General features: G+C 54.4%; 31 protein-coding genes and 1 tRNA gene. 12 read left to right on the top strand and 20 right to left on the bottom strand.

Translation table 11 applies throughout. The features are described 5' to 3' along the window. Window positions 1-2: 2 nt before the first annotated feature. On the bottom strand, window positions 3-740 hold the full coding sequence (gene rlmB, locus PHE17_RS07670; RefSeq protein ID WP_301015243.1) for a 23S rRNA (guanosine(2251)-2'-O)-methyltransferase RlmB: 738 nt from the start codon (window positions 738-740) through the stop codon (window positions 3-5). A 2-nt stretch (window positions 741-742) separates the two neighbouring features. Beyond that, a complete protein-coding gene (rnr, locus tag PHE17_RS07665) occupies window positions 743-2986 on the bottom strand; it encodes a ribonuclease R (protein WP_301015242.1) in 2244 nt (747 codons plus the stop codon). A gap of 143 nt (window positions 2987-3129) precedes the next feature. On the opposite strand from rnr, the gene PHE17_RS07660 reads away from it, so the two are divergent. After that, window positions 3130-3216, top strand: a tRNA-Leu gene (locus PHE17_RS07660). 124 nt (window positions 3217-3340) lie between these two features. On the opposite strand, the gene PHE17_RS07655 is transcribed toward PHE17_RS07660, so the two are convergent. Together PHE17_RS07655 and PHE17_RS07650 are read right to left on the bottom strand one after the other, a co-directional pair. Then, window positions 3341-3592, bottom strand: a complete 252-nt coding sequence (locus PHE17_RS07655; RefSeq protein ID WP_301015241.1) for a hypothetical protein — start codon at window positions 3590-3592, stop codon at window positions 3341-3343. A 197-nt stretch (window positions 3593-3789) separates the two neighbouring features. After that, a complete protein-coding gene (locus PHE17_RS07650) occupies window positions 3790-4389 on the bottom strand; it encodes a hypothetical protein (RefSeq protein ID WP_301015240.1) in 600 nt (199 codons plus the stop codon). A gap of 233 nt (window positions 4390-4622) precedes the next feature. Between PHE17_RS07650 and PHE17_RS07645 the strand changes: the two genes are divergently transcribed. After that, window positions 4623-7361 (top strand): SUMF1/EgtB/PvdO family nonheme iron enzyme, encoded by a 2739-nt coding sequence (locus tag PHE17_RS07645; protein WP_301015239.1) that lies wholly within the window; start codon window positions 4623-4625, stop codon window positions 7359-7361. Window positions 7362-7370: 9 nt separating this feature from the next. Beyond that, window positions 7371-8069: a toll/interleukin-1 receptor domain-containing protein gene (locus PHE17_RS07640; RefSeq protein ID WP_301015238.1), complete on the top strand. Its 699-nt coding sequence runs from the start codon at window positions 7371-7373 to the stop codon at window positions 8067-8069. 68 nt (window positions 8070-8137) lie between these two features. Here the strand turns inward: PHE17_RS07640 and PHE17_RS07635 are convergent, their stop codons facing one another. The 3 genes from PHE17_RS07635 to PHE17_RS07625 all read right to left on the bottom strand — a co-directional run bounded on the left by PHE17_RS07635 (window position 8138) and on the right by PHE17_RS07625 (window position 9845). Next, complete coding sequence (locus PHE17_RS07635) at window positions 8138-8485, bottom strand: tetratricopeptide repeat protein (protein WP_301015237.1); 348 nt, start codon at window positions 8483-8485, stop codon at window positions 8138-8140. Window positions 8486-8655: 170 nt separating this feature from the next. Further along, entirely contained in the window at window positions 8656-9135 is a 480-nt protein-coding gene (locus tag PHE17_RS07630) for a hypothetical protein (protein WP_301015236.1), read from the bottom strand. Between the two features lie 29 nt (window positions 9136-9164). Beyond that, window positions 9165-9845: a lysozyme inhibitor LprI family protein gene (locus PHE17_RS07625; protein ID WP_301015235.1), complete on the bottom strand. Its 681-nt coding sequence runs from the start codon at window positions 9843-9845 to the stop codon at window positions 9165-9167. 469 nt (window positions 9846-10314) lie between these two features. Here PHE17_RS07625 and PHE17_RS07620 point away from each other — a divergent pair, with 469 nt between their 5' ends. Together PHE17_RS07620 and PHE17_RS07615 are read left to right on the top strand one after the other, a co-directional pair. After that, entirely contained in the window at window positions 10315-11499 is a 1185-nt protein-coding gene (locus PHE17_RS07620) for a site-specific integrase (protein ID WP_301015234.1), read from the top strand. 92 nt (window positions 11500-11591) lie between these two features. After that, on the top strand, window positions 11592-12845 hold the full coding sequence (locus PHE17_RS07615; protein ID WP_301015233.1) for an ATP-binding protein: 1254 nt from the start codon (window positions 11592-11594) through the stop codon (window positions 12843-12845). A gap of 71 nt (window positions 12846-12916) precedes the next feature. Here PHE17_RS07615 and PHE17_RS07610 read toward each other — a convergent pair whose 3' ends face one another. The 11 genes from PHE17_RS07610 to PHE17_RS07560 all read right to left on the bottom strand — a co-directional run bounded on the left by PHE17_RS07610 (window position 12917) and on the right by PHE17_RS07560 (window position 18472). Further along, a complete protein-coding gene (locus PHE17_RS07610) occupies window positions 12917-13150 on the bottom strand; it encodes a hypothetical protein (protein ID WP_301015232.1) in 234 nt (77 codons plus the stop codon). Between the two features lie 13 nt (window positions 13151-13163). Beyond that, window positions 13164-13370, bottom strand: a complete 207-nt coding sequence (locus PHE17_RS07605; RefSeq protein WP_301015231.1) for a hypothetical protein — start codon at window positions 13368-13370, stop codon at window positions 13164-13166. 233 nt (window positions 13371-13603) lie between these two features. Continuing rightward, window positions 13604-14824, bottom strand: coding sequence for a hypothetical protein (locus tag PHE17_RS07600; RefSeq protein WP_301015230.1), 1221 nt, complete (start codon window positions 14822-14824; stop codon window positions 13604-13606). A gap of 37 nt (window positions 14825-14861) precedes the next feature. Then, window positions 14862-15806: a transglycosylase SLT domain-containing protein gene (locus PHE17_RS07595; protein WP_301015229.1), complete on the bottom strand. Its 945-nt coding sequence runs from the start codon at window positions 15804-15806 to the stop codon at window positions 14862-14864. Window positions 15807-15810: 4 nt separating this feature from the next. Further along, window positions 15811-16059, bottom strand: coding sequence for a hypothetical protein (locus tag PHE17_RS07590; RefSeq protein ID WP_301015228.1), 249 nt, complete (start codon window positions 16057-16059; stop codon window positions 15811-15813). Between the two features lie 2 nt (window positions 16060-16061). Beyond that, window positions 16062-16337 (bottom strand): hypothetical protein, encoded by a 276-nt coding sequence (locus tag PHE17_RS07585; protein WP_301015227.1) that lies wholly within the window; start codon window positions 16335-16337, stop codon window positions 16062-16064. Between the two features lie 3 nt (window positions 16338-16340). Beyond that, window positions 16341-17336: a hypothetical protein gene (locus tag PHE17_RS07580; RefSeq protein ID WP_301015226.1), complete on the bottom strand. Its 996-nt coding sequence runs from the start codon at window positions 17334-17336 to the stop codon at window positions 16341-16343. 2 nt (window positions 17337-17338) lie between these two features. Next, window positions 17339-17566, bottom strand: a complete 228-nt coding sequence (locus PHE17_RS07575) for a hypothetical protein (protein ID WP_301015225.1) — start codon at window positions 17564-17566, stop codon at window positions 17339-17341. A 14-nt stretch (window positions 17567-17580) separates the two neighbouring features. After that, window positions 17581-17925: a hypothetical protein gene (locus PHE17_RS07570; protein WP_301015224.1), complete on the bottom strand. Its 345-nt coding sequence runs from the start codon at window positions 17923-17925 to the stop codon at window positions 17581-17583. 156 nt (window positions 17926-18081) lie between these two features. After that, entirely contained in the window at window positions 18082-18240 is a 159-nt protein-coding gene (locus tag PHE17_RS07565) for a hypothetical protein (protein ID WP_301015223.1), read from the bottom strand. Further along, window positions 18233-18472, bottom strand: a complete 240-nt coding sequence (locus PHE17_RS07560) for a hypothetical protein (RefSeq protein WP_301015222.1) — start codon at window positions 18470-18472, stop codon at window positions 18233-18235. The genes PHE17_RS07565 and PHE17_RS07560 overlap by 8 nt, the downstream gene beginning before the upstream one ends. A gap of 85 nt (window positions 18473-18557) precedes the next feature. Between PHE17_RS07560 and PHE17_RS07555 the strand changes: the two genes are divergently transcribed. Further along, window positions 18558-18902 carry a helix-turn-helix transcriptional regulator gene (locus PHE17_RS07555; protein WP_301015221.1) on the top strand — a complete coding sequence of 115 codons (345 nt, stop codon included), beginning with the start codon at window positions 18558-18560 and terminating at the stop codon, window positions 18900-18902. Window positions 18903-18956: 54 nt separating this feature from the next. On the opposite strand, the gene PHE17_RS07550 is transcribed toward PHE17_RS07555, so the two are convergent. Both PHE17_RS07550 and PHE17_RS07545 read right to left on the bottom strand, forming a co-directional pair. Then, on the bottom strand, window positions 18957-19391 hold the full coding sequence (locus tag PHE17_RS07550) for a hypothetical protein (protein WP_301015220.1): 435 nt from the start codon (window positions 19389-19391) through the stop codon (window positions 18957-18959). After that, complete coding sequence (locus tag PHE17_RS07545) at window positions 19375-19668, bottom strand: hypothetical protein (protein ID WP_301015219.1); 294 nt, start codon at window positions 19666-19668, stop codon at window positions 19375-19377. The genes PHE17_RS07550 and PHE17_RS07545 overlap by 17 nt, the downstream gene beginning before the upstream one ends. Before the next feature lie 205 nt (window positions 19669-19873). Between PHE17_RS07545 and PHE17_RS07540 the strand changes: the two genes are divergently transcribed. From PHE17_RS07540 to PHE17_RS07515, 6 genes are all read left to right on the top strand, one after another. Further along, entirely contained in the window at window positions 19874-20128 is a 255-nt protein-coding gene (locus PHE17_RS07540) for a hypothetical protein (protein WP_301015218.1), read from the top strand. Between the two features lie 12 nt (window positions 20129-20140). Beyond that, on the top strand, window positions 20141-20563 hold the full coding sequence (locus tag PHE17_RS07535) for a hypothetical protein (RefSeq protein WP_301015217.1): 423 nt from the start codon (window positions 20141-20143) through the stop codon (window positions 20561-20563). Next, window positions 20560-20874 (top strand): hypothetical protein, encoded by a 315-nt coding sequence (locus tag PHE17_RS07530; RefSeq protein WP_301015216.1) that lies wholly within the window; start codon window positions 20560-20562, stop codon window positions 20872-20874. The genes PHE17_RS07535 and PHE17_RS07530 overlap by 4 nt, the downstream gene beginning before the upstream one ends. Next, on the top strand, window positions 20871-21032 hold the full coding sequence (locus PHE17_RS07525; RefSeq protein WP_301015215.1) for a hypothetical protein: 162 nt from the start codon (window positions 20871-20873) through the stop codon (window positions 21030-21032). Before PHE17_RS07530 ends, PHE17_RS07525 begins: the two co-directional genes overlap by 4 nt. Before the next feature lie 15 nt (window positions 21033-21047). After that, on the top strand, window positions 21048-21632 hold the full coding sequence (locus tag PHE17_RS07520; protein ID WP_301015214.1) for a thermonuclease family protein: 585 nt from the start codon (window positions 21048-21050) through the stop codon (window positions 21630-21632). A 75-nt stretch (window positions 21633-21707) separates the two neighbouring features. After that, window positions 21708-23216, top strand: a complete 1509-nt coding sequence (locus tag PHE17_RS07515; RefSeq protein ID WP_301015213.1) for a hypothetical protein — start codon at window positions 21708-21710, stop codon at window positions 23214-23216. The last annotated feature ends 88 nt before the right edge of the window (window positions 23217-23304 follow it).

Genomic DNA, 23304 nt, shown 5'->3' with positions numbered 1-23304 from the left:
GCTTATTTGCGTTGCCGTACCGCCTCAAACAAACACACGCCTGTCGCCACAGAGACGTTCAGGCTTGATACTTGCCCCGCCATCGGGATGGAAATCAGGTAGTCGCAAGCCTCTTCGGTGAGGCGGCGAATGCCTGCCCCTTCCGCGCCCATCACCAAAGCCATCGGCCCTTTCAAATCTGCTTGGTACAGCGTTTGCTTGGCTTTGTCGCTTGTGCCAGTCAGCCAAATACCGCGTGTTTTGAGCGTTTCCAAGGTGCGGGCAAGGTTGGTGACAGGTATGAAAGGCACTATCTCTGCCGCGCCTGATGCTACTTTGCGCACCGTTGGGGTAATGCTGGCAGCATTATCCTTGGGCGCAATCACGGCATGGACACCCGCACCTTCCGCCGTGCGTAAACACGCGCCGAGGTTGTGCGGGTCGGTTACACCATCCAACACCAGCAGGAAGGGCGGGGCTTCCAAGCCGTCCAACATGTCGTAGAGGTCGTTTTCAGTCCACACCTTGAGCTTGTAATATTCCGCGATAACCCCTTGGTGGCGGTTATTGCCTGCCATTTTGTCGAGCTTATCGGAATCCGCCGCCAGTAAGCGTAAACCGCTTTCTTCCGCCATTTTTTCCAGCTTTTTCAGACGGTCGTTACGGATACGCTTGTCTAGCCAGATTTGCCCAAGGTTTTCCGCGTCATTGCGCAGGGCGCTTTCAACAGCATGGATGCCGCAAATGATGGACTTTGACATGGTTACTTCGCTTTCTTTTTGGCTGGTTTCTTGGCAGGTTTTTTCTTGCTGCCTTTAGGAGAGGATTCTTCATCATCGGCTTCGTCTTTTGCCAGTACGAAGTCGATCTTGCGCTCGTCCAAGTCAACCCGTGCGACAGTGACATTGATGGTGTCGCCCAAGCGGTATTTGCGCCCGGAATTTTCCCCGCTCAACTGGTGGCGCATCGGGTCGAAGTGGTAGTAGTCCCCGGTCAGGGCAGTGACGTGGATCAAGCCTTCCACGTAAATTTCGCTCAATTCCACGAACAACCCAAAGCCTGTCACGCCAGAAATAATGCCACTGAAATTTTCCCCAACGTGTTCTTGCATGTATTCGCACTTCAGCCATGCGGTCACATCACGGGTGGCATCGTCGGCACGGCGTTCGGTCATGGAACAATGTGTCCCCAATGCCTGCATGTCGTTGAAGCTGTAGGTAAAGTCAGCCGCTGTTCCACCTTGCACAATGTGGCGGATGGCGCGGTGTACCAGCAAATCCGGGTAACGGCGGATCGGCGAGGTGAAATGCGCGTAATACGGGTGCGCCAAGCCGAAATGCCCAGTCGCTTCCGGGCTATATACTGCTTGTGACATGGAACGCAGCAGCACGGTTTGGATCATGTGCTGGTCAGGGCGGTCATGCAGGCGATCCATCAGTTCCGCATAGTCTGCCGGGTCTGGTTCATCACCGCCGCCAAGGGAAAGCCCCAAGCCTGCGAGGAATTGGCGCAATTCTTCCAGCTTTTCAACCTTCGGCCCATTGTGGGTGCGGTGCAGGGCTGGAATCTTGTTCTCAAACAGGAAGCGTGCCGCGCAGACGTTCGCCAGAATCATGCACTCTTCGATCAGTTTGTGCGCATCATTGCGTTCGGTGGGGACAATCGCTTCGATCTTGCGTTCGGCGTCGAAAATGATGCGGGTTTCCGCCGTTTCAAAGTCGATAGCGCCGCGCTTGTCGCGTGCGTCTGCCAGCACATGGTACAACTCGTACAGGTCGTCCAGATGTTCCATCAGTTCGCGGGGGTATTCGCGGCGGGCTTCCATGTCACGATCCACTACCATTTTCGCGACTTTGGTGTAGGTCAGGCGAGCGGCGGAATGCATGATGCCTTCCATGAATTCGTATTCCAGCACCTTGCCCTTGGGGTTGATGAGGATGCTGCAAACCATGCACAGACGGTCAACGTGCGGGTTGATGGAGCACAGGCCATTGGAGAGGATTTCCGGCAACATCGGGATGACTTTGCCGGGGAAATAGACCGATGTGCCGCGCTGTACAGCTTCCTTGTCAATCGCCGAGCCGGGGCGCACGTAATGCGATACGTCGGCAATCGCTACCAGCAAGCGCCAGTTTTTGCCTTCGCGTTCGCAGTATACGGCGTCGTCGAAGTCTTTCGCGTCTTCGCCGTCGATGGTCATGAGCGCGACATTGCGCAGGTCGATGCGGCCTTCCTTATCGGCTTCCGGTACTTCAAAAGTGAAGTGGTCGGCGGCCTCAATCACGTCTTCAGGCCATTCAAACGGCAGGTCATGGCTGCGGATCGCAACATTGATTTCCATGCCGGGAGCCATATGGTCGCCCAGCACTTCAATGATTTTGCCGGTGGATTGGGCGCGTTTGGAAGGCTGCTCAACAATTTGGGCGACCACGATTTGTCCGTGGGTTGCGCCATTGGTGGCATCCGGTGGGATCAGGATGTCTTGGCTGATACGAGAATTGTCGGGAGTGACGAAACCGATCCCGCCTTCCATGAAATAGCGCCCGACCACTTGGGTTGTGCCGCGTTCCAACACTTCCACCAATGCGCCTTCGCGCCGCCCTTTGGGGTCTAAGCCGCGCACGCTGACCAAAGCACGGTCGCCGTGCATGAGGGTACGCATCTGTTTGGCGTGCAGGAATAAGTCCGGGCTGCCATCATCCGGTTTGAGGAAGCCGAAGCCATCCGCATGACCAATCACGCGCCCAGCGATCAGGTCAGTGCGGGCAATCGGGACGTATTGGCGGCGGCGGTTGAACAACAGTTGCCCGTCGCGTTCCATGGCCCGTAGGCGTTTTTTGAGTGCGTCGAGGTCTATTTCTTCGTGGAGGTGCAGGGCGTCGGCGAGGGAGGTGAAATCCAGCGGTTGCCCATTTTCACCCAGTACTTGCAGGATCACTTCGCGGCTGGGGATGGGGTTCTCATACTTCTCAGCTTCGCGCTGGTGATGGGGGTCTTTAAACTTCAACTCGCGTTCCTTCTAAATTCGGTGTTTGCTTTCATTGGGTGCTAGCATACCAAAAAAGTGCAACAAAAACGCATTTTCCTGTTTGACAAGATGCGCCAAGGTCTATATATTTCGCCTCTCACGCAGCAATGCTGATGTGAATTGCCGAGATGGCGGAATTGGTAGACGCGCTAGTTTCAGGTATTAGTGGGGGCAACCCCGTGGAGGTTCGAGTCCTCTTCCCGGCACCAAATTACAGTTCTGTGAAATCACAGGACATACGAAAAGCCCGCAGCAATGCGGGCTTTCTCGTTTCTGATTGTTCAAAACGATTAGTCCATTATTTAGGGGAAACCGTGTATCTGAGCGGCAGCCTCAGCAATCCGATAAGCGATTCCCCTGCGCATCACGGCAGATAATGATCAAGGCTTTGGCCCAGTAATCGTTAATGCCATATTCCATCACACGTTGCTCAGTTTGGGCATACGCTTCGTTGAATTCCGCTTCGGAATAGCGTTTGTACTCAATGTTTGCGCAGTTTTTCTCGACGTAACGGTCTGCGCCCTGTTCGTCGGCGAACACAATGGCACGAACCCATTTTTCACCCATCACAAGATAGTTTTTCATAACCTAAAGGTACTCTTGAATAAAAATAGAGCTATTTGGCTGTCCATCGGAGAATTTTTGACAGAAAGCCAAGCAACATCGTCTTTGTCATGACTTTACAACAGGAAGTTTACCATTGATATGATATTTTTGTTGCAGTGCGTCATTTTCAAGGTAAGACGTACATCACGCACTTTAGGTTCATGTAAAATAACGGGCTACGATCCTTTGACGACTTGAAACGACTTCACCCACACCAGTTCACAAGCCCCACGACCACTATCCTCACGCGACAGTGAACTTTCCCAACGCCCGCCATCAGGCCGGTCGGCATTCACCAGATAGCCCTCTATCGCAATGATGGCTCCCTGTTTGACGCGCTTGATGGCTTTTTCCACGGATTCATCTGCCGGGATCAGGTGCATATTGGCGCTTTCGGTTTCAATTTCGTGGCGGGGGATGGGGAGGGTTTGCGTGCGCCACCAGTAAAAACGCCCGCTTTGGCTGATTTCAATATCCTGAAGGACACGCTCATCCGACATGTTTTGCCAGCCCAAGGCCAAATCTACTGGAACCAGTTCGGCTCCCTCATCCATGCTGTAATCCTCACGCGACAGCACTTTGGCGTGCAGCCGGAATTCGGCTAGCGCAGTGATATGATGAATACCGTGTTGGAATTCCAGTGGGGAATCCAATGTGTGTTGATAAGGCGCTTCGGTTACGGTAACACCCGGCTCCAGCGTCACCTTACCGTGTCCGCTGAAAAAACCTTTCCAGATAGCTAAAAGGCACAACAGTGCAATGAATACGTGTTTCATGACGCTATCATTACCCGATACACGGCGCTTATAAACTTTTGCCGACGATTGGCACAAACACGGTCTGGGTAATTATGCCTATAATGTCGGCATTACCCCTACAGGATAAATGCCCATGTCTAACCTGATTGATATTTTCAAGCATCCGGCATTCGAGCAGCAAACCGCCGTGCAAGGCCGTGTCGCGGCAGCGGTTGTCACGCTCACCAATACGTCCAACGGCTGAGGGTAGTATGCCACACGCAGACAAAGGTTCGGCAGCGGTCGGGCTTGCCTACAACAGCGTCATCCAGATTATCAACCAGACGGGGCATGTCACCAGCGAAGATGAAATCCGCCAGCACGAGCAGCATTACCTGCGCTTCGTGATGCAGGATTGCATGCGGCTGGAATGGCTACGGTTGGTGCGCAAGCAGGATGAGAAAACACCAACCGTTGGGCTGGATTCGGTCTATACAGCGTTGCTGACTACCACGGTGGAAGGCCAGCATGACAGGCTGCCGGATGAACGCCAGCAAAAGCCATTATCGGCACTGGAAGTGTTGAACCGTGAGCAACGTCTGGTACTGACTGGCGACCCCGGCAGTGGCAAAAGCGCCTTCGTCAGCTACCTTGCCTTGTGTCTGGCGGGTGAAAACCTGAAGGATGGACGTGCCAACCTGATAACCCTGACTGCGCCATTGCCGGATGAAAACGGCAACCCGCAAACGCAGGAAATCAAGGTGGAGGGCAAGGATGAACCAGAAAAGCAGGAACTCCGCCAGCGCTGGGAACATCCTGCCCTGATCCCGGTGCGCCTGATCCTGCGGGACTTTTCCGCCTCCCGCCATTTCCCCGCCAGTGATGCCGACGCCAACGCCCGTTGTGTGTTGGATTTTCTGCACCAATATTTGCAGGACAACTGTTTGGAAGCCTACCGCCCGGTACTGGATGCCCGCTTGCGTACAGGCGAAGCACTGGTCATGTTTGACGGGCTGGACGAAGTGCCGCAAGCCGGGGAACGCCGCAAACGCCTGATTGCCTGTCTGGATGCCTTCGTCAAAACCTTTGCCTCCGCCCGCTTTTTGGTGACATGCCGCCCTTATGCCTATGACAAGCCGGAATGGAAGCTGGCGCGGTTCGCTGAAACCCATCTGGCGGCCTTTACTGACGGGCAGATGATCCGTTTTATCCAACGCTGGTACGGCAGTTCACGTGATTATCAGGGTGAGGTGGCGGAACAGCGGGCGGGCAAGCTGCAAGCGGCAGTATTGGCCCGCCCCTCCCTGAAAAAGCTGGCGGCGCGGCCTTTGCTACTGAGCCTGATTGCCTACCTCCATGCCAACCGCCACGAATTGCCAGAGCGCCGTGCCGACTTGTACGAGCGTTTGCTGGAGCTGTTGGTCGATGAATGGGAAAAAGCCCGCTTCAAAGCGGATGATGTCGGGAAAGCCATCGCCTGTGAACAGCACAGTCTGGCGGAATACCTGCAAACCGGGCAGGACAGCATCCGTCTGGTGCTGGAACGGCTGGCATTTGCTGCCCATGCCCAACAGGATCAGGCCAGCGCACAGGAAACCGCCGACATTGCCGCCGGGCAATTGGTCACAGAGTTATTGCGTGAAGGTAAGACTGACCTCAAACCGTTACGCCTGTGCGAATACCTGCGTGACCGGGTAGGCATCCTCTACCAGCGTGGCGGCGCGAATGAAATGGATGCGGTTTACACTTTTCCGCACCGCAGTTTTCAGGAATATCTGGCGGCAGCCTATCTGCGGCGTGAGGAACCTGCCCTATTTGAACACCATGATGACTATGAGGAATGGCACGAAGTCGCCGCCCATTTGGGCAAAACCGACCCCGACCGTTGGCGTGAGGTAGTGGTGCTGGCGGGTGGCATCAAGGCGCAAAAAGAGCCGGGGCAGGTGTGGAGCCTGCTGGATAGCCTGCATCCCGCCGATAACGACGATACACCGCAACAATCGGGATGGGGATTGCGGCTGGCGGCGGAAATCATGGCGGAAAATGTGCGTCATACCGACCTGAGCAAGCGGCAGGAACGCATTTTCCAGCGTATCCGTCATGCCTTGCCGGAAGTTTTGCCTTCCCCGCTATTGAAAGCCGTGGAACGCGCCGCTATCGGTCGCTATCTCGCCCTCATCGGCGACCCACGCACTGAAATCATGACGGTTGAAGGCATGGAATTTGTGCCAATTCCCGCAGGTAAATTCTGGATGGGGAAAGGCCAATACGATAAAGAAGGTGGGGAGTGGCGACCAGAGACCCCGGCTGGTGAATACAACGTAAGCTACAGCTACCGGATGGGGAAATACCCGGTCACGGTGGCGCAGTTCCGGCAGTTTGTTGACGCACCTGAAACGCAAGCGGCAGGATTCAAGTTGGGTAATGAAAACGCTTTGCGTGGAGCTGCCAATTCGCCTGTTGTTTATGTCTCCCAACAGGAGGCCATGCAGTTTTGCCAATGGTTGACCCAACACCGGCATGACAAAAACCTGTTAGGGTGGGATTTTTGCATCACCTTGCCGGATGAGGCTGAATGGGAAAAGGCAACACGCGGTGGTCTGGAAAACAACCCCGAACCGCAACGGCCTTACCCGTGGGGCAATGGGATCAGCGATGAACACCTCAACTACAACATGGCTATCGGGCAAGTGACAACACCGGGCATCTACCCGCAAGGTGTCAGCCCGTCTGGTTGTGAAGACTTGGCTGGCAATGTCTGGGAGTGGATGCGCAGTGAATACGGCGAATATCCGTACCCTGCCATTGGCACGGAAGCGTGGCAGAAACGCTCTTTTGCAAACGGCGAACGGGCCGTTTGCGTGTTGCGCGGCGGGGCGTTCGACAACGATCAGGGGTACGTCCGCTCTTCTGTGCGCGGCCCCAGCGGGCAAGACTTCCGTGACGACTTCGTGGGATTTCGTTGTTGTGTTGTCCCCATTACTCTGATCTCTGAAACCTCTGGACGATGAAACTCTGACATGAGCGAAACAACTGTATTTGTGTCCTATTCATGGAGCATCGAGCACGGGACGGGCATTGTTGCCGAACTCGAAAAGCACTGCCCATCCCGGAATATCCGCCTGTTGCGTGACAACAATGAAATCAAACACGGTGAGCCGATCCAGCAGTTCATGGACAAACTCACGGGTGGCGAACACGTCATTACCGTTTTCAGCAAGCCGTATTTCCAGTCACCGTGGTGCATGTATGAGTTGCTGCGCACATGGCAGAAAGGCGATTTCCAGCAACGTACCCACCCCATCATCGCCGATGACTGTGATTTGCAGGACATGGCTTACCGGATTGGCGTGGTGGATTACTGGGTTGCCGAGCACGCCAAGATCAGGAAGTTGTTGGAAGGCCGTGATCCCGCTTTGTATGTCGATGAGTATGAAAGGGCTAATGTCATCCGTGACATCAGCCAGAATGCCAGCAAGTTGATGAACTTCGCGGCGGGCAGGCTGACCACGCCATTGGCTGAACTGCGGGCGCAGGATTACGCGCCGTTGCTGGATGGTATTAAGGCCAAACAGCCAAACGCCCCGGCAGGTTCATCGTCGAAGCCGGAACAGCCGCCAACTGCCGTGCAAGTGCAGGGCGACATCAAAGCTGATAACGGTAGTATCGCCGTGGGAATGCTTCAGGGTTCCACGATCACGATCAACAATCGGGGTTAACTTCATGCCACACGCGGAAAACGGCTCGGTTGCTGCAAATACCATTACACCCATTACCCTGTACCCTATCAGGTGGCAGAAAGCCGCTGAAGTGCAATGATAGCTGGCTCGTTTCCTTGCTCAGCGGCTTTGCGATACCACTTAATCGCCTCAGCCTTATCTTGCTTCACGCCCGTCCCATTTTCATACATGAGGCCAAGGTTCATTTGCCCATAGGGGTTCCCTTGGTCTGCGGATTCTTGGAACAAGCGCAACGCTTCCGACAAGTTTTTTTCAACACCCTGACCGCGTGCATACATCCAGCCCAGATTATTTTGTTCATAGGCATCGGTTGGTTGCGGTAACAGAGGTGCAGGTGGTGTATCCGCCAAGGAGAGGACGGGTAAAAGAAGGGTTAAAAACAATAATCTTTTCATGTTGAGCTGCCACGTTGAAATAGTATGCGATCCCTCGCCCCAAACATCAGCACGCATCGGCTAACTGGGCAATTTCAGTGTAGCTTATTTTTCGAGCATTGCTTAAAAATAAGCTAATGTTGGCGTCATCAATGTTCCGGTTGTTTTGGAGGGGGCAGACAAAATGGGCATCAATGCATTTCCGCTAAATCCCCCGGCTTGAAATGCCGCACGATGTAGTTCACATCCCCGTCGTAAGTGGTTTTCAGGCGGGTAGGGTAGTCCAATGACAGGCGGTTGATCGCCCCAATACCAACCCAGCTTTTCACATACAGGATATTGTCGCCCTGATAGCCCGACAGGGCATACCAGTTGCTGCCTTGTTTGCGGTAAGTGATGGTATCGAAGAGTTCTTCATCGCCCTTTTTGGTGCTTGCCAGCGTACTTTCATCCACGTTGTTATAGCCGTACAAGACCATCGTAAAACCGTTGCTGTCGGAAAAATTCCGCCCATGCCCGCCTTCCCCCGACTCTTCCTGTGGAGCCATCGTCAGGGTGTCAGGGTAGTCAGCACAGAAACCGAAACGCTGGTTGCAATACGTGCTGTGCCCAGCCGCATTAGCTGTACCTGCAAGGCAGGCCAGCAAGAAAATAAGGGGTTTGTTCATCATGGCTTGTACCTCCGGGAAGGTGAGTTCCGCTACGCGCCGCCGCAGGAATGCCAATCTGGTGTTGCGGCGAAAGACTTGCGGTTTTTGCCGTTGGTGATGGTGTACTCCTTACCACGGTCATCACCCGGCGGGCAGTGTTTAGGTATCCTGACCAGACACACGGTTACGGTATCGCCCTTGGCAAAATCGTCGGTGTCATACATGTATTGGTTTGCGTCTTCATCGGCAGGCAAGCCAGCCACCGACTGTACATAAAAGCCGAGATGATGGCTCATGCTGACAACGACCTCGCCACCGGCTTCGCTGGGGGCAACACCCAGACGGGTCGTTTTGTCCTCAATCATCAAATTTGAGCAGGCTTTGAGTTTTTGAGGCAGGTAAACCATCCGCCCCAAATCATTGAGACGGTAGCCGTATTGGTCTTTGATACACTCGTCCATGCCAGAACGGTCATCCCCGCAGGCGTTGCGTTCTTTCAGCCATGCCCGTTGTCCAGCTTTGACCGTGCTGGCATTACCTTTTCGTAGTGCCAGCTGGTAGTTTTCAGCCATTTCATCATCCAAACCGGAAAGCTCGGGATTGTCGCAAATGGCATGTTCAACCGGCGTTACGGCTTTCTGGCAATCAAAACTGGCGGCGTGGGCTTGGGCGGCAACTGCCAAGACCGCAGTACTGATCCCCACCAAAAACAAAGCTTTTACGGTATTCACGGTTCATCTCCCTCATTGCTTGTATGCTGTCCCAGTGCGCTCGAAACGCTTGGTTACTTACGTTAAGGCTAGCACAGAAGGGGGCGGGGTTTAATAGGTGTATTTATCGGCAGGCTGGCTTACAGTCCCTGCAACATACGGAGGGTTGAAAACTTCTTCTTCGGTAGCACAGGGGTAGCACGGGATGAATGAGGGGGAATAAACGAGTTATGGATATTTCGATAACTCGTTATTTTTTCTGGATATAAATGGTGGGCCCACACAGACTCGAACTGTGAACCAAAGGATTATGAGATTTAAGGTGATTTTTTTGCCATCGCTATGATTTTCCTTGAGATTTTGTTTTTTCCCTTAAGAATCATGGAATTGGTGAGGTATCATTCGTTAACTTTCCGTACCTTTTGTTGTCATTGAATACCGTTAAATAACGTTTCCGCGTAGCACCAGCGTAGCACCAAAAGGAATTCATATGACTGAAGAACGGCGACTCTTGTTCGGGCAGCGGGTCATCTCCGCACTGCCAATCCCAACCGATGGTAAACGGGTAACTTACCATGACACCCAAATGAATGGGTTATGCCTGACCGTGTACCCAACCGGAAAGAAAGTTTTTTATATCTACCGGAGGATACGCGGCCGTCCTGAACGGGTGAGGTTGGATGCATTTGGGACAATCACGGTTCAACAAGCCCGCGAACTTGCGGTGGGCGTGAACATGCAAGTAGCCCAAGGGCTAAGCCCCACTTCCATACGGCAGGAAGAAAGGGCAGAGCTGACATTGGGTGAGTTATTCGACATTTACCTTGAACGCCACGCCAAAGTCCACAAACGCACTTGGACAGATGATGAAAAGCGCTTCCAATATCACCTGTCCCACTGGAAGCGTCGGCAGCTTTCCGAGATTCGCCGCAATGACATCCTGACTTGGCACGCCAAAACAGGTAAAGAACGGGGTGTTTATGCGGCTAACCATGCATTGGCGGTATTAAGGGTTCTTTTCAATAAAGCCATAGAGTGGGATTTTTTTGAAGGTATTAACCCTTGCGTCGGTGTAAAAAAATTCCGGGTGACATCACGGGAGAGGTTCCTTCAACCAGATGAAATGCAGAAATTCTTTGATGCGCTTGATGGGTTAGCCGAACCCGCTACGCGGGACTTTTTCCTGATATGCCTATACACGGGCGCACGTAAAAATAATGTGCTATCCATGCGTTGGGATGACATCCACTTTGACCGTAGTGAATGGCGTATCCCGATGACCAAGAATGGCACATCACAGGTAGTCCCACTCATAGATGCCGCAATAACGGTACTGAAAGGACGGCGATCCTCAACCACCAGTGATTGGGTTTTCCCCTCCAGCCTGAATAAAACCGGGCATCTGGTTGAACCCAAAAGCAGTTGGGACACAGTGCGCAAAACCGTTGGCTTGGAAGACTTGCGGATGCACGACCTACGCCGCAGCCTCGGCAGTTGGCAAGCCCGCACGGGAGCAAGCCTTGTCATCATCGGCAAAACCCTGAACCACCAAAGCCCGCAAAGTACCCAAGTGTATGCCCGTTTGGACAGCGACCCGGTACGGCAGGCGATGGAAACAGCGGTGATGGCGATGAAAAAGGCCGCCAATTTGGACAGTACCCCCACGCCCAGTTAAAGCGTGGCTTTGTGGTTTGGCTGGGGCGGCGGGGAAAACAAGGGTATGCTATCCTCGTACCTTACGTTCCAGCCAGCCTGAAGGATGCAACCATGCCGGATTCAACCAACAACCTGCTCAAGCAAATCGCCCTTGGCGAAGATTCCGTGCTTGAATTGAAGCGGGTTGAATTCAAAGGCGGACAGGTCAGCGCACCCCACCGCAATGGCATGGCGGACGAAATGGCGGCGATGGCAAACAGCAATACGGGCGTCATCGTGCTGGGGGTGGATGACAAATCCAAGGCTGTTACTGGCATCCCACTAGACAAAGTGGACACTGTGGAAACATGGTTGCGGGACATTGCCAATGACCAGATTACCCCACCATTACTTTGCCGGATACGCAAACTCCCCGCCCAAACCCCGGATGGCGATGAAACCGCGATAGTGCGGATTGACATCCCCCGCAGCCTGTTTGTGCACCAAAGCCCCGGCGGCTACCTCTACCGTATCGGCAGTTCCAAACGGCAAATGACCCCGGATGCCCTTGCCCGACTGTTCCAACAGCGCAGTCAGGCAAGGATTATCCGTTACGATGAACAGGCAGTCCCGCAAGCTGCACTGGATGACCTGAAAGCACCGTTGTGGCGGCGGTTCCGCTCACCGCTATCACCCAAAGATGACCGTGAATTCCTCTCCAAGCTAAAGCTCATCACCTGCGACGAAGACGGCAACTGGTATCCCACGGTCAGCGGTGTGCTGATGGCGACGGAACGTCCGGCAGACTTCATTAGCAACGCCTACATCCAAGCCGTGGTATACCGTGGCACGGAACGCAATGCCGCCTACCAACTGGATGCCAAGGACATTCACGGCCCGCTGGATGAACAAATCCGCGATGCCTGCAAATTCGTCGAGCGCAATATGCGGGTGTATGCGGTGAAAAACCCCAACCGCATTGAAACCCCACAATTCTCCCTCAGCGCCGTCTTTGAAGCCGTGGTGAATGCGGTAGCACACCGGGATTACTCCATCTACGGCTCAAAAATCCGCCTACACCTGTTCGCTGACCGTCTGGAACTGTTTTCGCCGGGAGCAATCCCCAACACCATGACGGTGGACAGCCTGCCCGAACGGCAATCAGCGCGGAATGAACTGCTGTGTTCATTGCTGGCGAAATGCCCGATGAATGTGGATGCCATTGGCTCGCAACGCAATTTCATCATGGACAAGCGTGGCGAAGGTGTACCCATTATCCTGTCAGAAAGTGAGCAGTTGGCAGGCAAACGCCCGGTTTACCGGCTGATCGACGATGCGGAACTGTTGTTGACGGTTTTCGCTGCACCGTCACCGCATGGGGACTAGACCGCAGGGACGCTTGCCATAACTGGCGAGACAAATGGGCAAAAGCACCCAATCAGACATCTCTGGTTATTTTAGGGAATACACTTCGCGTCCAAGTTCCCTTGCCCCGGAGGGGGATGTCGAAGTTCAGCATTGACGGAGAAAACCCCACCTTGTTTTGGGCTAAAGGCAAACACCTGAGCACAAGTTTTGCTTCTCATATTGGTGGTTTCTGAACGTAAGGCTACCGTTTCCCCGCCGGGGACATATTTACGCAACAGGGCGGCGATTTCCGCCGCCATCAGCGCCAGTTCTTTACTTTCCATTTGTACCTCCATTTCAGGCCAAGGCAGGGACACTGGGTGTCTTTACGTGGGACGCTGGTGAGGCGGGCAGGGGTTCGAGTGCCCCAGACAAACACAGGATGGCACGGTAAACCAGCACGTCAGCCCCATAAGTACTGCTGTCCAGCAGGCGTTGGTGGGCGTCCTGCAACAGTGCCAAAGCTTCTGCCACGCGGTCGCGGGAGGGTGGGTTAATTGTCATATTGTGCCCCTTAAGATATTAGCCCTATCAATAGGATAGGCGGATACCTTAAGGCAAAACCTTTGGTTTGTAAATGGGTATCAACGGCACTGTTGAGTAAGAAACTGTCATGCAAAACGGCGCTGCGCTTAATTGTTTTCCTGAAATTCCGGTGGTTGCTGGCCTGATGTATTTCGGGCACAAGCAACCACCGATAGCGGGTGCTCATAGGGGAAATAGGGCAAAGTGAGCTGTCATGGGGCTTGCCCATGTGCCGTCGCTAGTGTGGCTTGTGCTACCTTGTACACTTCTAGCTTCTGGAAATACGTGGCTTTCATCGTCTCAGCCTGCTTAAAAAATACCTCATGCCCACTTTCCCTGTGTAGCCGTTGGGTTTCCTTAATATCAATTGCCAAGTTGTTCAATTCTACCAGCGTAATGCCCTCCTGCTTGGCTTGTGCCATCTGCTGCCCCTTGCGCCATTCCAGTGCAGGGGTGCGGTCAAATGTGCCCTCACGTGCCTTGTTTGCCATGTACACCAACAAGCCTATAGGGGTTTTTACGCTTCCGTCCGCCATCTTCCATGCCAGCGCGTCCAGCACCTCCTGCGCAATCTGGGGGTGCAGCCCGTCCAGTTTTCCCGGTGCTTTTGCCCGTTCTGCCGCTGACAAGCCTGCGGGGTATTGCAGGGCCTCGGCGGTGATCCCGCTGGTTTTGGTTTGGCTTGCAGGTATTGGCTGTCCCTCTGCCGGTTGCGGTGCTGCCATTGCTGCGTATTCCCCCCAAGCCTGAAAACCATCAAGCCCTTGCCCTGCCTGCCCCCAGTGTTCAGGCCAACGCTCCTGCGCGTCTTCGGCTTCTCCCCAACTGTCAGGGGGTAGGGTTGTAGTGGTTTTGTTATGTTTAGGTTTATTACTGTCTGTTACCAACTCTTGGTAAGCATTTGACCCAGTTTTGGTAAGTTGCCCACCAAGGGTTGGTAAGGCATTGACCAAGATACGGTTGGTTTCCACCAAGCTTTGGTTGGTGTTTACCAAAACTTGGTTAGCTTCAACCAACATCCGGTTAGTTTCCAGCAAGTGCTGGTAAGCCTCCCCGTATTCTGGTGCAACTGTTCCAGCTTCGTCTGTTTTGTCTACGGTGATTTCAGCGTAAGCATCGGTTTCACTTGCCCCCATGTTGGCATTGAAACCGATATAGCTGCTGCCATCCAAAAAGCGTTCAGGGATACGGTATACCGTGCCGTATTTGCCTTGCCCGGCATTCTCGAACAGCCCCATGCCAACGACCTTGCGCACGGCTGCACGGGCATGGTCACGGCGTAAGCCAGCCAGCTTTTCCAAGCGTGAGTCGGCAAGGTCATCCTCTGCCTTGCCAAAGCATAAGGTTTGGCGCATCAGGCAAGCCCATGCCAGCCACTCAGATGCGGCGGGCTTGCGGCGGATGATTTCGTCAAAAACAGCAACCATGTTCATGATGGTTGGCCTCCGGTTATCTGTTGTTGGTTGGTGCTCATGCCCACACCTCGCGTAATTGCCCGGCAAACGTCCGGTTCACTGCCGCCTCAAAGCGGGCATAGTTGGCATCCCAATGGCGGTAAAACGCCGTGGCGGCCTGTGTTGCACTGACACCCGGTTTCAGCACCCAAAACTTGTGCTTGCCGTTGGGCAGGCCATTGAAGTATTGCCTGCGGATGTTGCCCGGCAAGTTGTTGCCAATGTTGTGCATCAATCCCCGTCCAGCCCGTAGCCCCATGCCGTGCGCAAGGCGGTACGTGGCAATAGCACCATCACTGCCTTGCTGGTGCGCCATGTAAAGGTTTGCACCCGTGATCGGGATGCCTGCCCGCACTAGCGCGGCGCGGTTGTCGCGTGCCAATAGGGCAGCAGCACGGATGGAGGCGGCAGCATTGGTACGGTGGTCTGCGCCGCCCGTCACTAAGCCATACCTGCGCCCGGTATCACCCACAAACTGGTACAGCCCCACCGCCCCGTCGCACCCATTGCGTTGGCAGCGGCGTGCTGATGGGTTGATGCTGGACTCAATCACCGCCATTGCTGCCATGTAACTGGGTGGCAAATTGGTTTGCCGCCCTGCCGATTCCGCCGCCGCAATGATCCGCCCCTTGCCTTGCAGGTTGTCACGGATCATCACCGGGGTGATTTTGGGCGCTGCCTGCGGGCTTGCCGTGCTGGCATCCGCTTCTTGGTCAGCCCGGATGTCCCCAAGTTCTTGGGCAAAGTCCGCAAACGACACCGCATCAGCGGCGGACAGCACAAAAGCCGTAGTAACAGCCGCCGCAACATCAGCCTTGTCGGAAAAGTACTGCGCATCATCCTGTGCGAAGGCGGTCTGGGTGTTCTGGACATGCCGTGCCAGCACAGCGGCAAAATCCGGGCTGGCGTTTTGCACCGCCAGCAACGACCCCGACACCGCAATGGTCAATAAGCGCCACATGCCGCTAGCCCCGTTTGCCTTGCCGGCTGGTGCAGCACCAGCCCAGCGCCTGTACCAACAGCGACACTGCCAACCATGCCAATGCCCAACCGTAGAATGTGTCGTTATGGCTCAAGGTGGCACGGAAATGCAGCGTCCTGTCACCCATCAGCGTATTGGCGGCAATGCCTGCCACCCCCAAGGCCAACAGCAAGTTAGTGAGGCGCACCAAGCCCAAGAACGGGGTGAAAAGTCCAGAAAGCGCATTTTGCATGGTCAGCCCCCCACCGTTGGTGCGGTTTTGGCGGCATCCATACCCCGATCCATATCACGGATGAAGGGTGCGGCAAGCACGGATGCCAGCCACAACAGCGCCAAGGGCAACAGCATGAGCACTGCCCACAGCAGCGCCCCATTTTTATCACCTGCCCCATAGGCATGTAACGCCATGCCCAAGGCCGCAAGGTAAGCCGCCAACATCATGACTGCAAAGGCTTTAGCCACCCAGTACACCGTCCGGTTGACTGCCGTTTGGTTTATCGTGCTTTTCATCGGTTAAAACTCCTCACCAACAACGCAACCGGAAACCATTCCCCGCTCCTCAGTACAGACACTGATCCTGCTTTTATGCGGGTCTTTCTTTGCCCCGACCTCAATATCCCCTTTCGCCCACACGGCATCCGCCCCACCACCTGTCAGGCGGTCGCCACCCACACCAGCAGCGGAACCGAGTGCGGTGCTGGTCGTCTGGTAGGGGGAAGCCCGTCCGGCTGTCCGTTTGACGGGTTGGTTGCCCATCAGTGATGCCACCCAGTTATTGCCGCTTGCCGCAGGCAAGGTTGTTTTCTGTTGCGTTACCCCGTGGGGCTTGCCGCCTTTTTGGGCGGTGTATGCGTAGTAATAGGGGGAAGGTGCGGCCTTGGCATCACCCGGCATCAGTGCTGCGACCCAGTTGCCGCCTGCCGCCGTGCCACCATGTGCAGCAGTATCGCCGCCCGCAACACTGGCAGCACTTGCCGCTACGGGTTTGCTGTCCGTGCGTGCCGCTGGTCTAGTGGTGGCAACAGTGGCAACCGCAGGGGCTTGTGGGAGTGCCGCACCGCTGGCAAGCATTTGCCGGGTGGTTTGCCCTGTTTGGCGCACGGCTGGCACAAAGCCAACATTCGCCCCAACCGTGCTTGCTTGTGCCACGGGTGGGGTGGGCATCCTTGCCAGCATCACCACGGGGGCTGACGCCAGCCCATCCATGCCTTGCCCTTGCCCAATGGCAGGTGCTGGCCTGACAGTAAGCCCCGCTTTGCGGGCAATGCCTGTTTTGGCATCGGTATCTTTGTAACCGGACTTGCCGCCATCCCCAAACGGGTTCAGGCCATTGCTGCCCAATACTCCCCAACCGTGCAGGAGTGCCGTGGTGATGACTGCACTTGCCAAGCCACCAGCGGCGAATGTCCCGAACGTTTTCAGTTTTGCCCCAGCAGCACCTGTACCCGTGGCGGCACGCGGTTGGGGATTAGTTGGTGCGTTTGTTTTAGTGTTTGCAGCGGTATTCATGGTTACTCTCCTTCAAGGTAACGGGTAATGCAGGCTTGCAGTGCTACGGGTTCTTGATCCCCACACGCCAGCGCCGCTTGTTGGTAAGGGTTGGCGTCATTGCCGCTATCGGTTTCCACATAAGCACCCCACGGGGTACTTTCTGTTGCCAGTGGTTCTTGCTCCCCTGCTTGGGTAGCCCCTGCCAACAGCAGTAGGGAGGTAAAAATCAGTTCCAGTTTCGTTCCCATGTCCATTCCCCTAGCTAATCGCAGGCCAGCACAAAGCTGTTGCTGCTGCCTACGCTGACGGTAAAGCTGCGGCTGCGGTTGTTACCGTTGCATTCCAGCCGTGCTTCGTAATTTCCCGGCATCAAATCAAGGCTCAGGCTATGGGAATGGCTGGTCTTCACCGTGTCCCTGTCCCTCACCACTGCCCAACTGACCTTCTGGAAAGCCGGTGCATCCTTGAGCGTTGCCGCCAAGTTCACCGTGCCGGTGTTAGCTTCTGCGGCTTCCGCCCTACCAGCACCGCAGGCGATTGCCGAAAGGCACACCGCCAATGTTGCTGCTGCCAGTGTGTCCGCGATCCTGTCCCCTGTTGTTTTCATGTTCTTGTGCCTGTTGTTATGTCCGTTGTTTGTCCGTTTTCATTTCTCGCAGGCAAAACTTGCCCGTCAGGCTGTTTTTCAGCCTTTGTTCTTGGAAAAGTCAGTCAGTTAGTGGGATGCCCTGTCAGCTCAGGTGTTGTGCCAGATAATGGCTGTTTATGGCTTGCCCCCTGCCAACATCAGCCGGAAACGGGATGGCAGGAAATGGAAACAGCGCATCAGTACCGATAACAGTTCTGCCTCGGAAATGCCAACTGCCCGTGCTAACGCTGAAAATGGCAGGTGATTTAGCGCGTTTGTGGTAGCATTATTCATTGGTTCCGCCCGCCACTGCTTGTTCTGGTGCGGCTTTGATGCCGAGCGCGACAGCCGCCCTATGAGCCTCCCCACGGAGGCCGGGGGTGTACCGATGCAGCACTGAGTTGACGACATGGCGGCTAAAACCGTTTGCGCGACACCAGCCTGTAACGGTGATGCCTCGCCAGTGGAAATCAGTGAGCACCGCCTCTGGGGTGCGCAAGGCTGGGCGGGGGGTATCTGTATCCATAGTGGTTGGTTCTCCTACTCAAAAGTGTGTTGTTGTGAGTAGTATGGGAACGACTTAACCAAAAGTAAATACTAAAAGGGAACAAATGGTAAAGTTATTTGATCCGGTCGCCATCGGTCAGCGCTTGCGGGAGGTGCGGGAGGGGAAACTATCCCAAGCTGAGTTCGCAGAACAATTGGGAGTAACGCCCAAAACCGTATCCTATTATGAGGCGGGGAAGCGAACTCCTGATGCGGAATTTATGTTCAAGTTAATAGAATTGTTTGGTGTTGATCCTACATGGCTAATTTCAGGTCAACGCAAATCACTGGAAGAACTATCTAGCGAGGAATGTCACTTGCTAGAAAGCTACAGATGTTCTGGGCAATTAAAAGACGTTATCCATACTGTCGCTAATGCCTTCGCTGAGCTTGGGAAGGAGAAAGGATGATGTCGAAGAAGATACGTGACATATTAATCTCCTCTTCTCCATATCCGCCCATTTTTAGAAAAGTAAGTTCTCAAATGGCTCGTGGTTCTTCCATCGGTAACAGTTGAAATCCCGCTGGTCGGTGGAGAGGATGCGCCCGTGCCCCAGCTCCTCTGCCAAAATAACCAATGAAGCATCTGTTAAGTCCATCGGGAGGTCACGATACCTCTGCATCAATGTACTCATTCTTGGTAGGTGCGATGTATCGTCCAAGGAAAAAATATCAGCTCCACCCCGTTGAATCGTTTGTAAGAATGTCAGTTGTTGTTGAAAACCCGCACGTTGCAAAAGCAAATGGCTGGTCTCCACAATGACAGGCCAAGTGACAACCAGCAGACGGTCGGCAAACTTCTCCAACGCAGCCACCGCGTCAAGATGGTACTGGTCTTTCTGGTGAAACAGTGCAATCCAGAAACCGCTATCGGCAATAATGCTATTTTTCGCTGACATGTTGGGGATATTTCCCATCCAGATACCCAGCCACATATTTTTTGTAATTGACTGACAAATTTTCAGGTGCATCCTGAATACAGCCGATCAGCCCACTCTCCATCCAGAGTTGTTTCTGGCGTTTGGCTCTAGCTTTGTCCCGAAAATCTTGTGCGACCTGTTGCAATGAATATTTCAGCACCTCAGTGATTGACTTATCACCTAAGATTTTCCGCAGGAACTGCAAGTCCCCGGTGCTTTCGTCATCAAGCCGGGCATTGATCCTTAATCCACTCATGCTGTCATACCCATAAAAGTAGTTCGTCATACAAGAATAGCACCCTCGCCCATACCCTGCAAAATATCCATAGGCTTCCCGCAGGCGCTGACCGATGGTGACCGGATCAAATAACTTTACCAGTTGTTCCCTTTTAGTATTTACTTTTGGTTAAGTCGTTCCCATACTACTCACAACAACACACTTTTGAGTAGGAGCAGCAGACATGGCAGGGACACCCACCATAACAGGATTCTCCATCCGCAAGGATGGGGTCGAAGTCAAAAAACCATCCGGCACTGCTGCCCAAGCGGGGGTCGAGTGGACAGCAGAAGCTGACGCAGCACCCGCAGGTGTGAAGGTTGACCTGTATGCACTGTACAGCGATGGCAACGAAGAACTGCGCGGCTGGAGCCGTAAGCCACTCCCCAGCGAGTGGGAAAGCTCGGAGGCACGGGCATATTTCCAAAAACACCAATAACAGGAGAGTGTCATGATCAGGATCACCACACTCACCGAAGCGGAAGCAGGGCAAAAGCTCTGCCACCTCACCCAACAGCCCCACCAAGGGAACTGCTGCGGTAGCCAATGCATGGCTTGGCAGTGGGGGCAGGCAGGCTGTTTTACCTGTAGCACCAAGTTGCTGCCACGGTATGCAGAATCTGCATTCGAGGGATACCGGGAAGACGAGGTACATGAGCTGCCAGACTTTGAAACAGCCAACTTTTACCAACCCATTGGCGATGGTTGGCAGTTCAACACCTTTGATGCGGGTGAGGATGGCTGGGAAGCACACTGGGAACGTGACACCGACCCAGAACGTGAAGGTTACTGCGCAGCATTGAACCACCCGATGGCGGTGGTGGCAAAGCTGGATGAAATCAGCACCGCCATTGGCGAGGGGGTTGGGGAATGAGCCAAGTAAACCACCACAAAGCACCGTTGGCAGAAATCCACCGCCAACACCTTGCTGCCGCCCGTGGGTTACGGCAGGCATGGCGTCAATCTTTGGAGCAGGATGGCCTGACCACTGACGCAGAAGCGCGTGAGTTGCGTATCCGCCTGATCAGCCATAGCCATTATTGGCTGGATGCTGCAACAGAAGCCCGCCGCCAAGTTGCCCATAAGCGCACGCATGGGGAGCGGATGGTTGGTTTCCGTTTTGTCACATCTTCCTTCATTGAGTACAACCGGGAATACCGGGGGACGGGGGAGGGCAATGCATGACTCTGGCACAGACAAACCAAACCACCGACCGGGATGATTGGTGGGATCAGGTGACAGACGCCTATGTGGATGAAACCCCATTCAAGGGTGGGTTTAGCGATGGTGAAGGGACTCTCACCTCAACGGCAGGCACAACAGAAGAGGGCGACGACCAATGAAAGGGAGCCAACACCATGCACACCCACATTAACCCATCACTGCAAGCCTACCTGCTGACCGCATTCCTGTTGGTGCTGCTGGTGGTGGTGTTACACCCGCACGGGCAGTACGCCATCAGCCTGATGGTGGCGGGGGCATTGCTGGCCTATGTGTTGCTGGCAACCTTGGGGCAGGCGGGCAGGGTGGCTTGCCGCCTTGCCTCGGTGGAAGCAGCGGATACGCTGACCCTCCTGCACAAAGGCCGCAAGGTACGGGTCAGGGTGTATGGCATCCAAGCCCCAGACCGCAGCCACCCGATGTTTGAAGCCAGCCGCCAAGCACTGGAACAGCACCTGCAAGGCCAAGAACTGGCATTCCTGCCCACCAATGGTGGCAATAAGGGTAAGCGGGCAGGGCGCATCAGCCGTGATGAACGCCTGATGGTTTTTGCCGGGGGCTGGGATGTTGCCTTGCGGCTATTGGCAGAAGGTTATGCGGGCTTGCAAGGTGATGTCGCCACTTTGCCCAAGGCTTACCTTGATGCCCACGAGACGGCACAGGATGCAGCCATCGGCATTCATGCCGATACCAACAATAACGCACAAAAACCGGACGTTTAAAAGGGCAGGGCGGCTAAGCGCCCTACCCCGCCAACCTGAGCAAAACAAAACCACTGGGACTATTGGGACACTGCCATGAACGCCATTGACACCAACAACCTCCTCTCCGCCATCACGCCAGCACAGGTGTTGCTGGTGGTGGCGCTGTTGACCGCACTTTCTGTTGCCGCCGCAGGGCTGAACTACCGCAGCAACAAGGATGCCGCCCACGCAGGGATATTCTTTGCGCATGTGCAGGTCTGGCAGATGTCCACCATCATGAACATGCTGTTCTGGTACTTGTTGGGTGCGGGCACAGACGCCATTTCCGCCGCTGTGCTGCCAGCCCTGTTCTTTTGTGCGGACTTGGCAAAGGTGATCGTCCCAAGGACGGCAGGCTATGCCCAGAGTTGGGGGAAACGTACCGGGGTCACAACCTTGCGGGTGCTGAGCATCGCCGCGACCATTGGCCTTGGCTCCCTGTTCGCCCAACAAAACGCCAACAACACCTTGGACAGCCAGCTCGCCCAACAACAAATCCAAGCCAGCACCAAGGCCGCTGATGCACGGGTGCAAAGCAATGCCCCAGATGCCGAGAACCTTGCCTTGCAGGAACAGTTACGTGCCAAGATCAGGGCTATCCAAAACCGGACAGCCCTCACGGCATCCGGGAAACGCATCTATTTAAACGGAAAAAATACCGCACCATCCACCGTTTGGGTGGCTACCCAAGGCTGCAAGGCGTCCAACGGGTACACCAAAGTGCCAGATAATGGCTGTGAGGAGCTTGTCCAAACCCAGACAAACTTGGACAAACTGGTTTCCGGTTTGTCTGTCCAGTCCAAAAACTTGGACAAACAGTCCAAGGCACTCCAAACCGCCCGTGAACAGCTAAAAGACGTAAAACCCACGCTCCCGGTCAACGACATGATCGCTGGGCTGTTGGGTTTCTTCGGTGCAAGCGCAGAAGTCACCAGTGACCCGAAGTCCATCTCATTAGTTTTCGGGACAATACTGGCAGTTGCGTTTGAATTATTGATCGTCATCACCTTAGCAACCCACGCTGCAAGCCAAAACCAACCACAGCCAGCAGCACCCGGAAAAATGGCAAAGCTGAAATTTCTTGTCCGCACCTTGCGCAAAATCGGGAAAATCGCCGGGAAACCGGGGGTTAAACGTGGGTCAAACGCGGGTCAAAATCCAGATGATGCTGGACAAAACCTTGGACAAATTTGTCCAGCTTTGTCCAGCGGGGATTTTGGGTCAGATGGTGGCTCACCAGCAGGCCAACATAAGCCAACTGAAATGGGTGATTTCAAAAAAGTGATGCTATCAACCCTAGATAAATTGGTTGATGTTAATGTGATCACTGATGAGGATGGCTTTAAATTAAAAGAGGGGCACAAACAGGTATTGGTGTTGCTGATGCAGAATTATGGGACGCCAGTCCCCACCGGAAAGTTCTACGATGCGATGAAGGAACAGCACGGGGAAGGCGTGAGAAAAGCCTACGTTGATGAGGCAAAACTGATCCTGCACCGCAACGGTTATATGCACCGTAAGGGTGGGAGTCTGTCAAATAAACTGTGTAACAAATTTTCATAGGGCGGAGAGCGGGACGCGCTCTTCGCCGAACATGAGTAAAAAGGTCTGCAAAGCAGGCTTCCAGTGGTGGATAACCGACCACTTTTGC

The sequence above is a fragment of the Thiothrix sp. genome, from assembly GCF_028714775.1.
In the GTDB taxonomy this organism is placed as follows: domain Bacteria; phylum Pseudomonadota; class Gammaproteobacteria; order Thiotrichales; family Thiotrichaceae; genus Thiothrix.
This window is presented reverse-complemented; position numbering and strand designations above follow the sequence as displayed.

Coding starts and splice junctions, on each gene's coding strand:
- rlmB (WP_301015243.1), bottom strand. CDS start 740: ATGTCAAAGTCCATCATTTGCGGCATCCATGCTGTTGAAAGCGCCCTG.
- PHE17_RS07655 (WP_301015241.1), bottom strand. CDS start 3,592: ATGAAAAACTATCTTGTGATGGGTGAAAAATGGGTTCGTGCCATTGTG.
- PHE17_RS07650 (WP_301015240.1), bottom strand. CDS start 4,389: ATGAAACACGTATTCATTGCACTGTTGTGCCTTTTAGCTATCTGGAAA.
- PHE17_RS07645 (WP_301015239.1), top strand. CDS start 4,623: ATGCCACACGCAGACAAAGGTTCGGCAGCGGTCGGGCTTGCCTACAAC.
- PHE17_RS07640 (WP_301015238.1), top strand. CDS start 7,371: ATGAGCGAAACAACTGTATTTGTGTCCTATTCATGGAGCATCGAGCAC.
- PHE17_RS07635 (WP_301015237.1), bottom strand. CDS start 8,485: ATGAAAAGATTATTGTTTTTAACCCTTCTTTTACCCGTCCTCTCCTTG.
- PHE17_RS07630 (WP_301015236.1), bottom strand. CDS start 9,135: ATGATGAACAAACCCCTTATTTTCTTGCTGGCCTGCCTTGCAGGTACA.
- PHE17_RS07620 (WP_301015234.1), top strand. CDS start 10,315: ATGACTGAAGAACGGCGACTCTTGTTCGGGCAGCGGGTCATCTCCGCA.
- PHE17_RS07615 (WP_301015233.1), top strand. CDS start 11,592: ATGCCGGATTCAACCAACAACCTGCTCAAGCAAATCGCCCTTGGCGAA.
- PHE17_RS07610 (WP_301015232.1), bottom strand. CDS start 13,150: ATGGAAAGTAAAGAACTGGCGCTGATGGCGGCGGAAATCGCCGCCCTG.
- PHE17_RS07605 (WP_301015231.1), bottom strand. CDS start 13,370: ATGACAATTAACCCACCCTCCCGCGACCGCGTGGCAGAAGCTTTGGCA.
- PHE17_RS07600 (WP_301015230.1), bottom strand. CDS start 14,824: ATGAACATGGTTGCTGTTTTTGACGAAATCATCCGCCGCAAGCCCGCC.
- PHE17_RS07595 (WP_301015229.1), bottom strand. CDS start 15,806: ATGTGGCGCTTATTGACCATTGCGGTGTCGGGGTCGTTGCTGGCGGTG.
- PHE17_RS07590 (WP_301015228.1), bottom strand. CDS start 16,059: ATGCAAAATGCGCTTTCTGGACTTTTCACCCCGTTCTTGGGCTTGGTG.
- PHE17_RS07585 (WP_301015227.1), bottom strand. CDS start 16,337: ATGAAAAGCACGATAAACCAAACGGCAGTCAACCGGACGGTGTACTGG.
- PHE17_RS07580 (WP_301015226.1), bottom strand. CDS start 17,336: ATGAATACCGCTGCAAACACTAAAACAAACGCACCAACTAATCCCCAA.
- PHE17_RS07575 (WP_301015225.1), bottom strand. CDS start 17,566: ATGGGAACGAAACTGGAACTGATTTTTACCTCCCTACTGCTGTTGGCA.
- PHE17_RS07570 (WP_301015224.1), bottom strand. CDS start 17,925: ATGAAAACAACAGGGGACAGGATCGCGGACACACTGGCAGCAGCAACA.
- PHE17_RS07565 (WP_301015223.1), bottom strand. CDS start 18,240: ATGAATAATGCTACCACAAACGCGCTAAATCACCTGCCATTTTCAGCG.
- PHE17_RS07560 (WP_301015222.1), bottom strand. CDS start 18,472: ATGGATACAGATACCCCCCGCCCAGCCTTGCGCACCCCAGAGGCGGTG.
- PHE17_RS07555 (WP_301015221.1), top strand. CDS start 18,558: ATGGTAAAGTTATTTGATCCGGTCGCCATCGGTCAGCGCTTGCGGGAG.
- PHE17_RS07550 (WP_301015220.1), bottom strand. CDS start 19,391: ATGTCAGCGAAAAATAGCATTATTGCCGATAGCGGTTTCTGGATTGCA.
- PHE17_RS07545 (WP_301015219.1), bottom strand. CDS start 19,668: ATGAGTGGATTAAGGATCAATGCCCGGCTTGATGACGAAAGCACCGGG.
- PHE17_RS07540 (WP_301015218.1), top strand. CDS start 19,874: ATGGCAGGGACACCCACCATAACAGGATTCTCCATCCGCAAGGATGGG.
- PHE17_RS07535 (WP_301015217.1), top strand. CDS start 20,141: ATGATCAGGATCACCACACTCACCGAAGCGGAAGCAGGGCAAAAGCTC.
- PHE17_RS07530 (WP_301015216.1), top strand. CDS start 20,560: ATGAGCCAAGTAAACCACCACAAAGCACCGTTGGCAGAAATCCACCGC.
- PHE17_RS07525 (WP_301015215.1), top strand. CDS start 20,871: ATGACTCTGGCACAGACAAACCAAACCACCGACCGGGATGATTGGTGG.
- PHE17_RS07520 (WP_301015214.1), top strand. CDS start 21,048: ATGCACACCCACATTAACCCATCACTGCAAGCCTACCTGCTGACCGCA.
- PHE17_RS07515 (WP_301015213.1), top strand. CDS start 21,708: ATGAACGCCATTGACACCAACAACCTCCTCTCCGCCATCACGCCAGCA.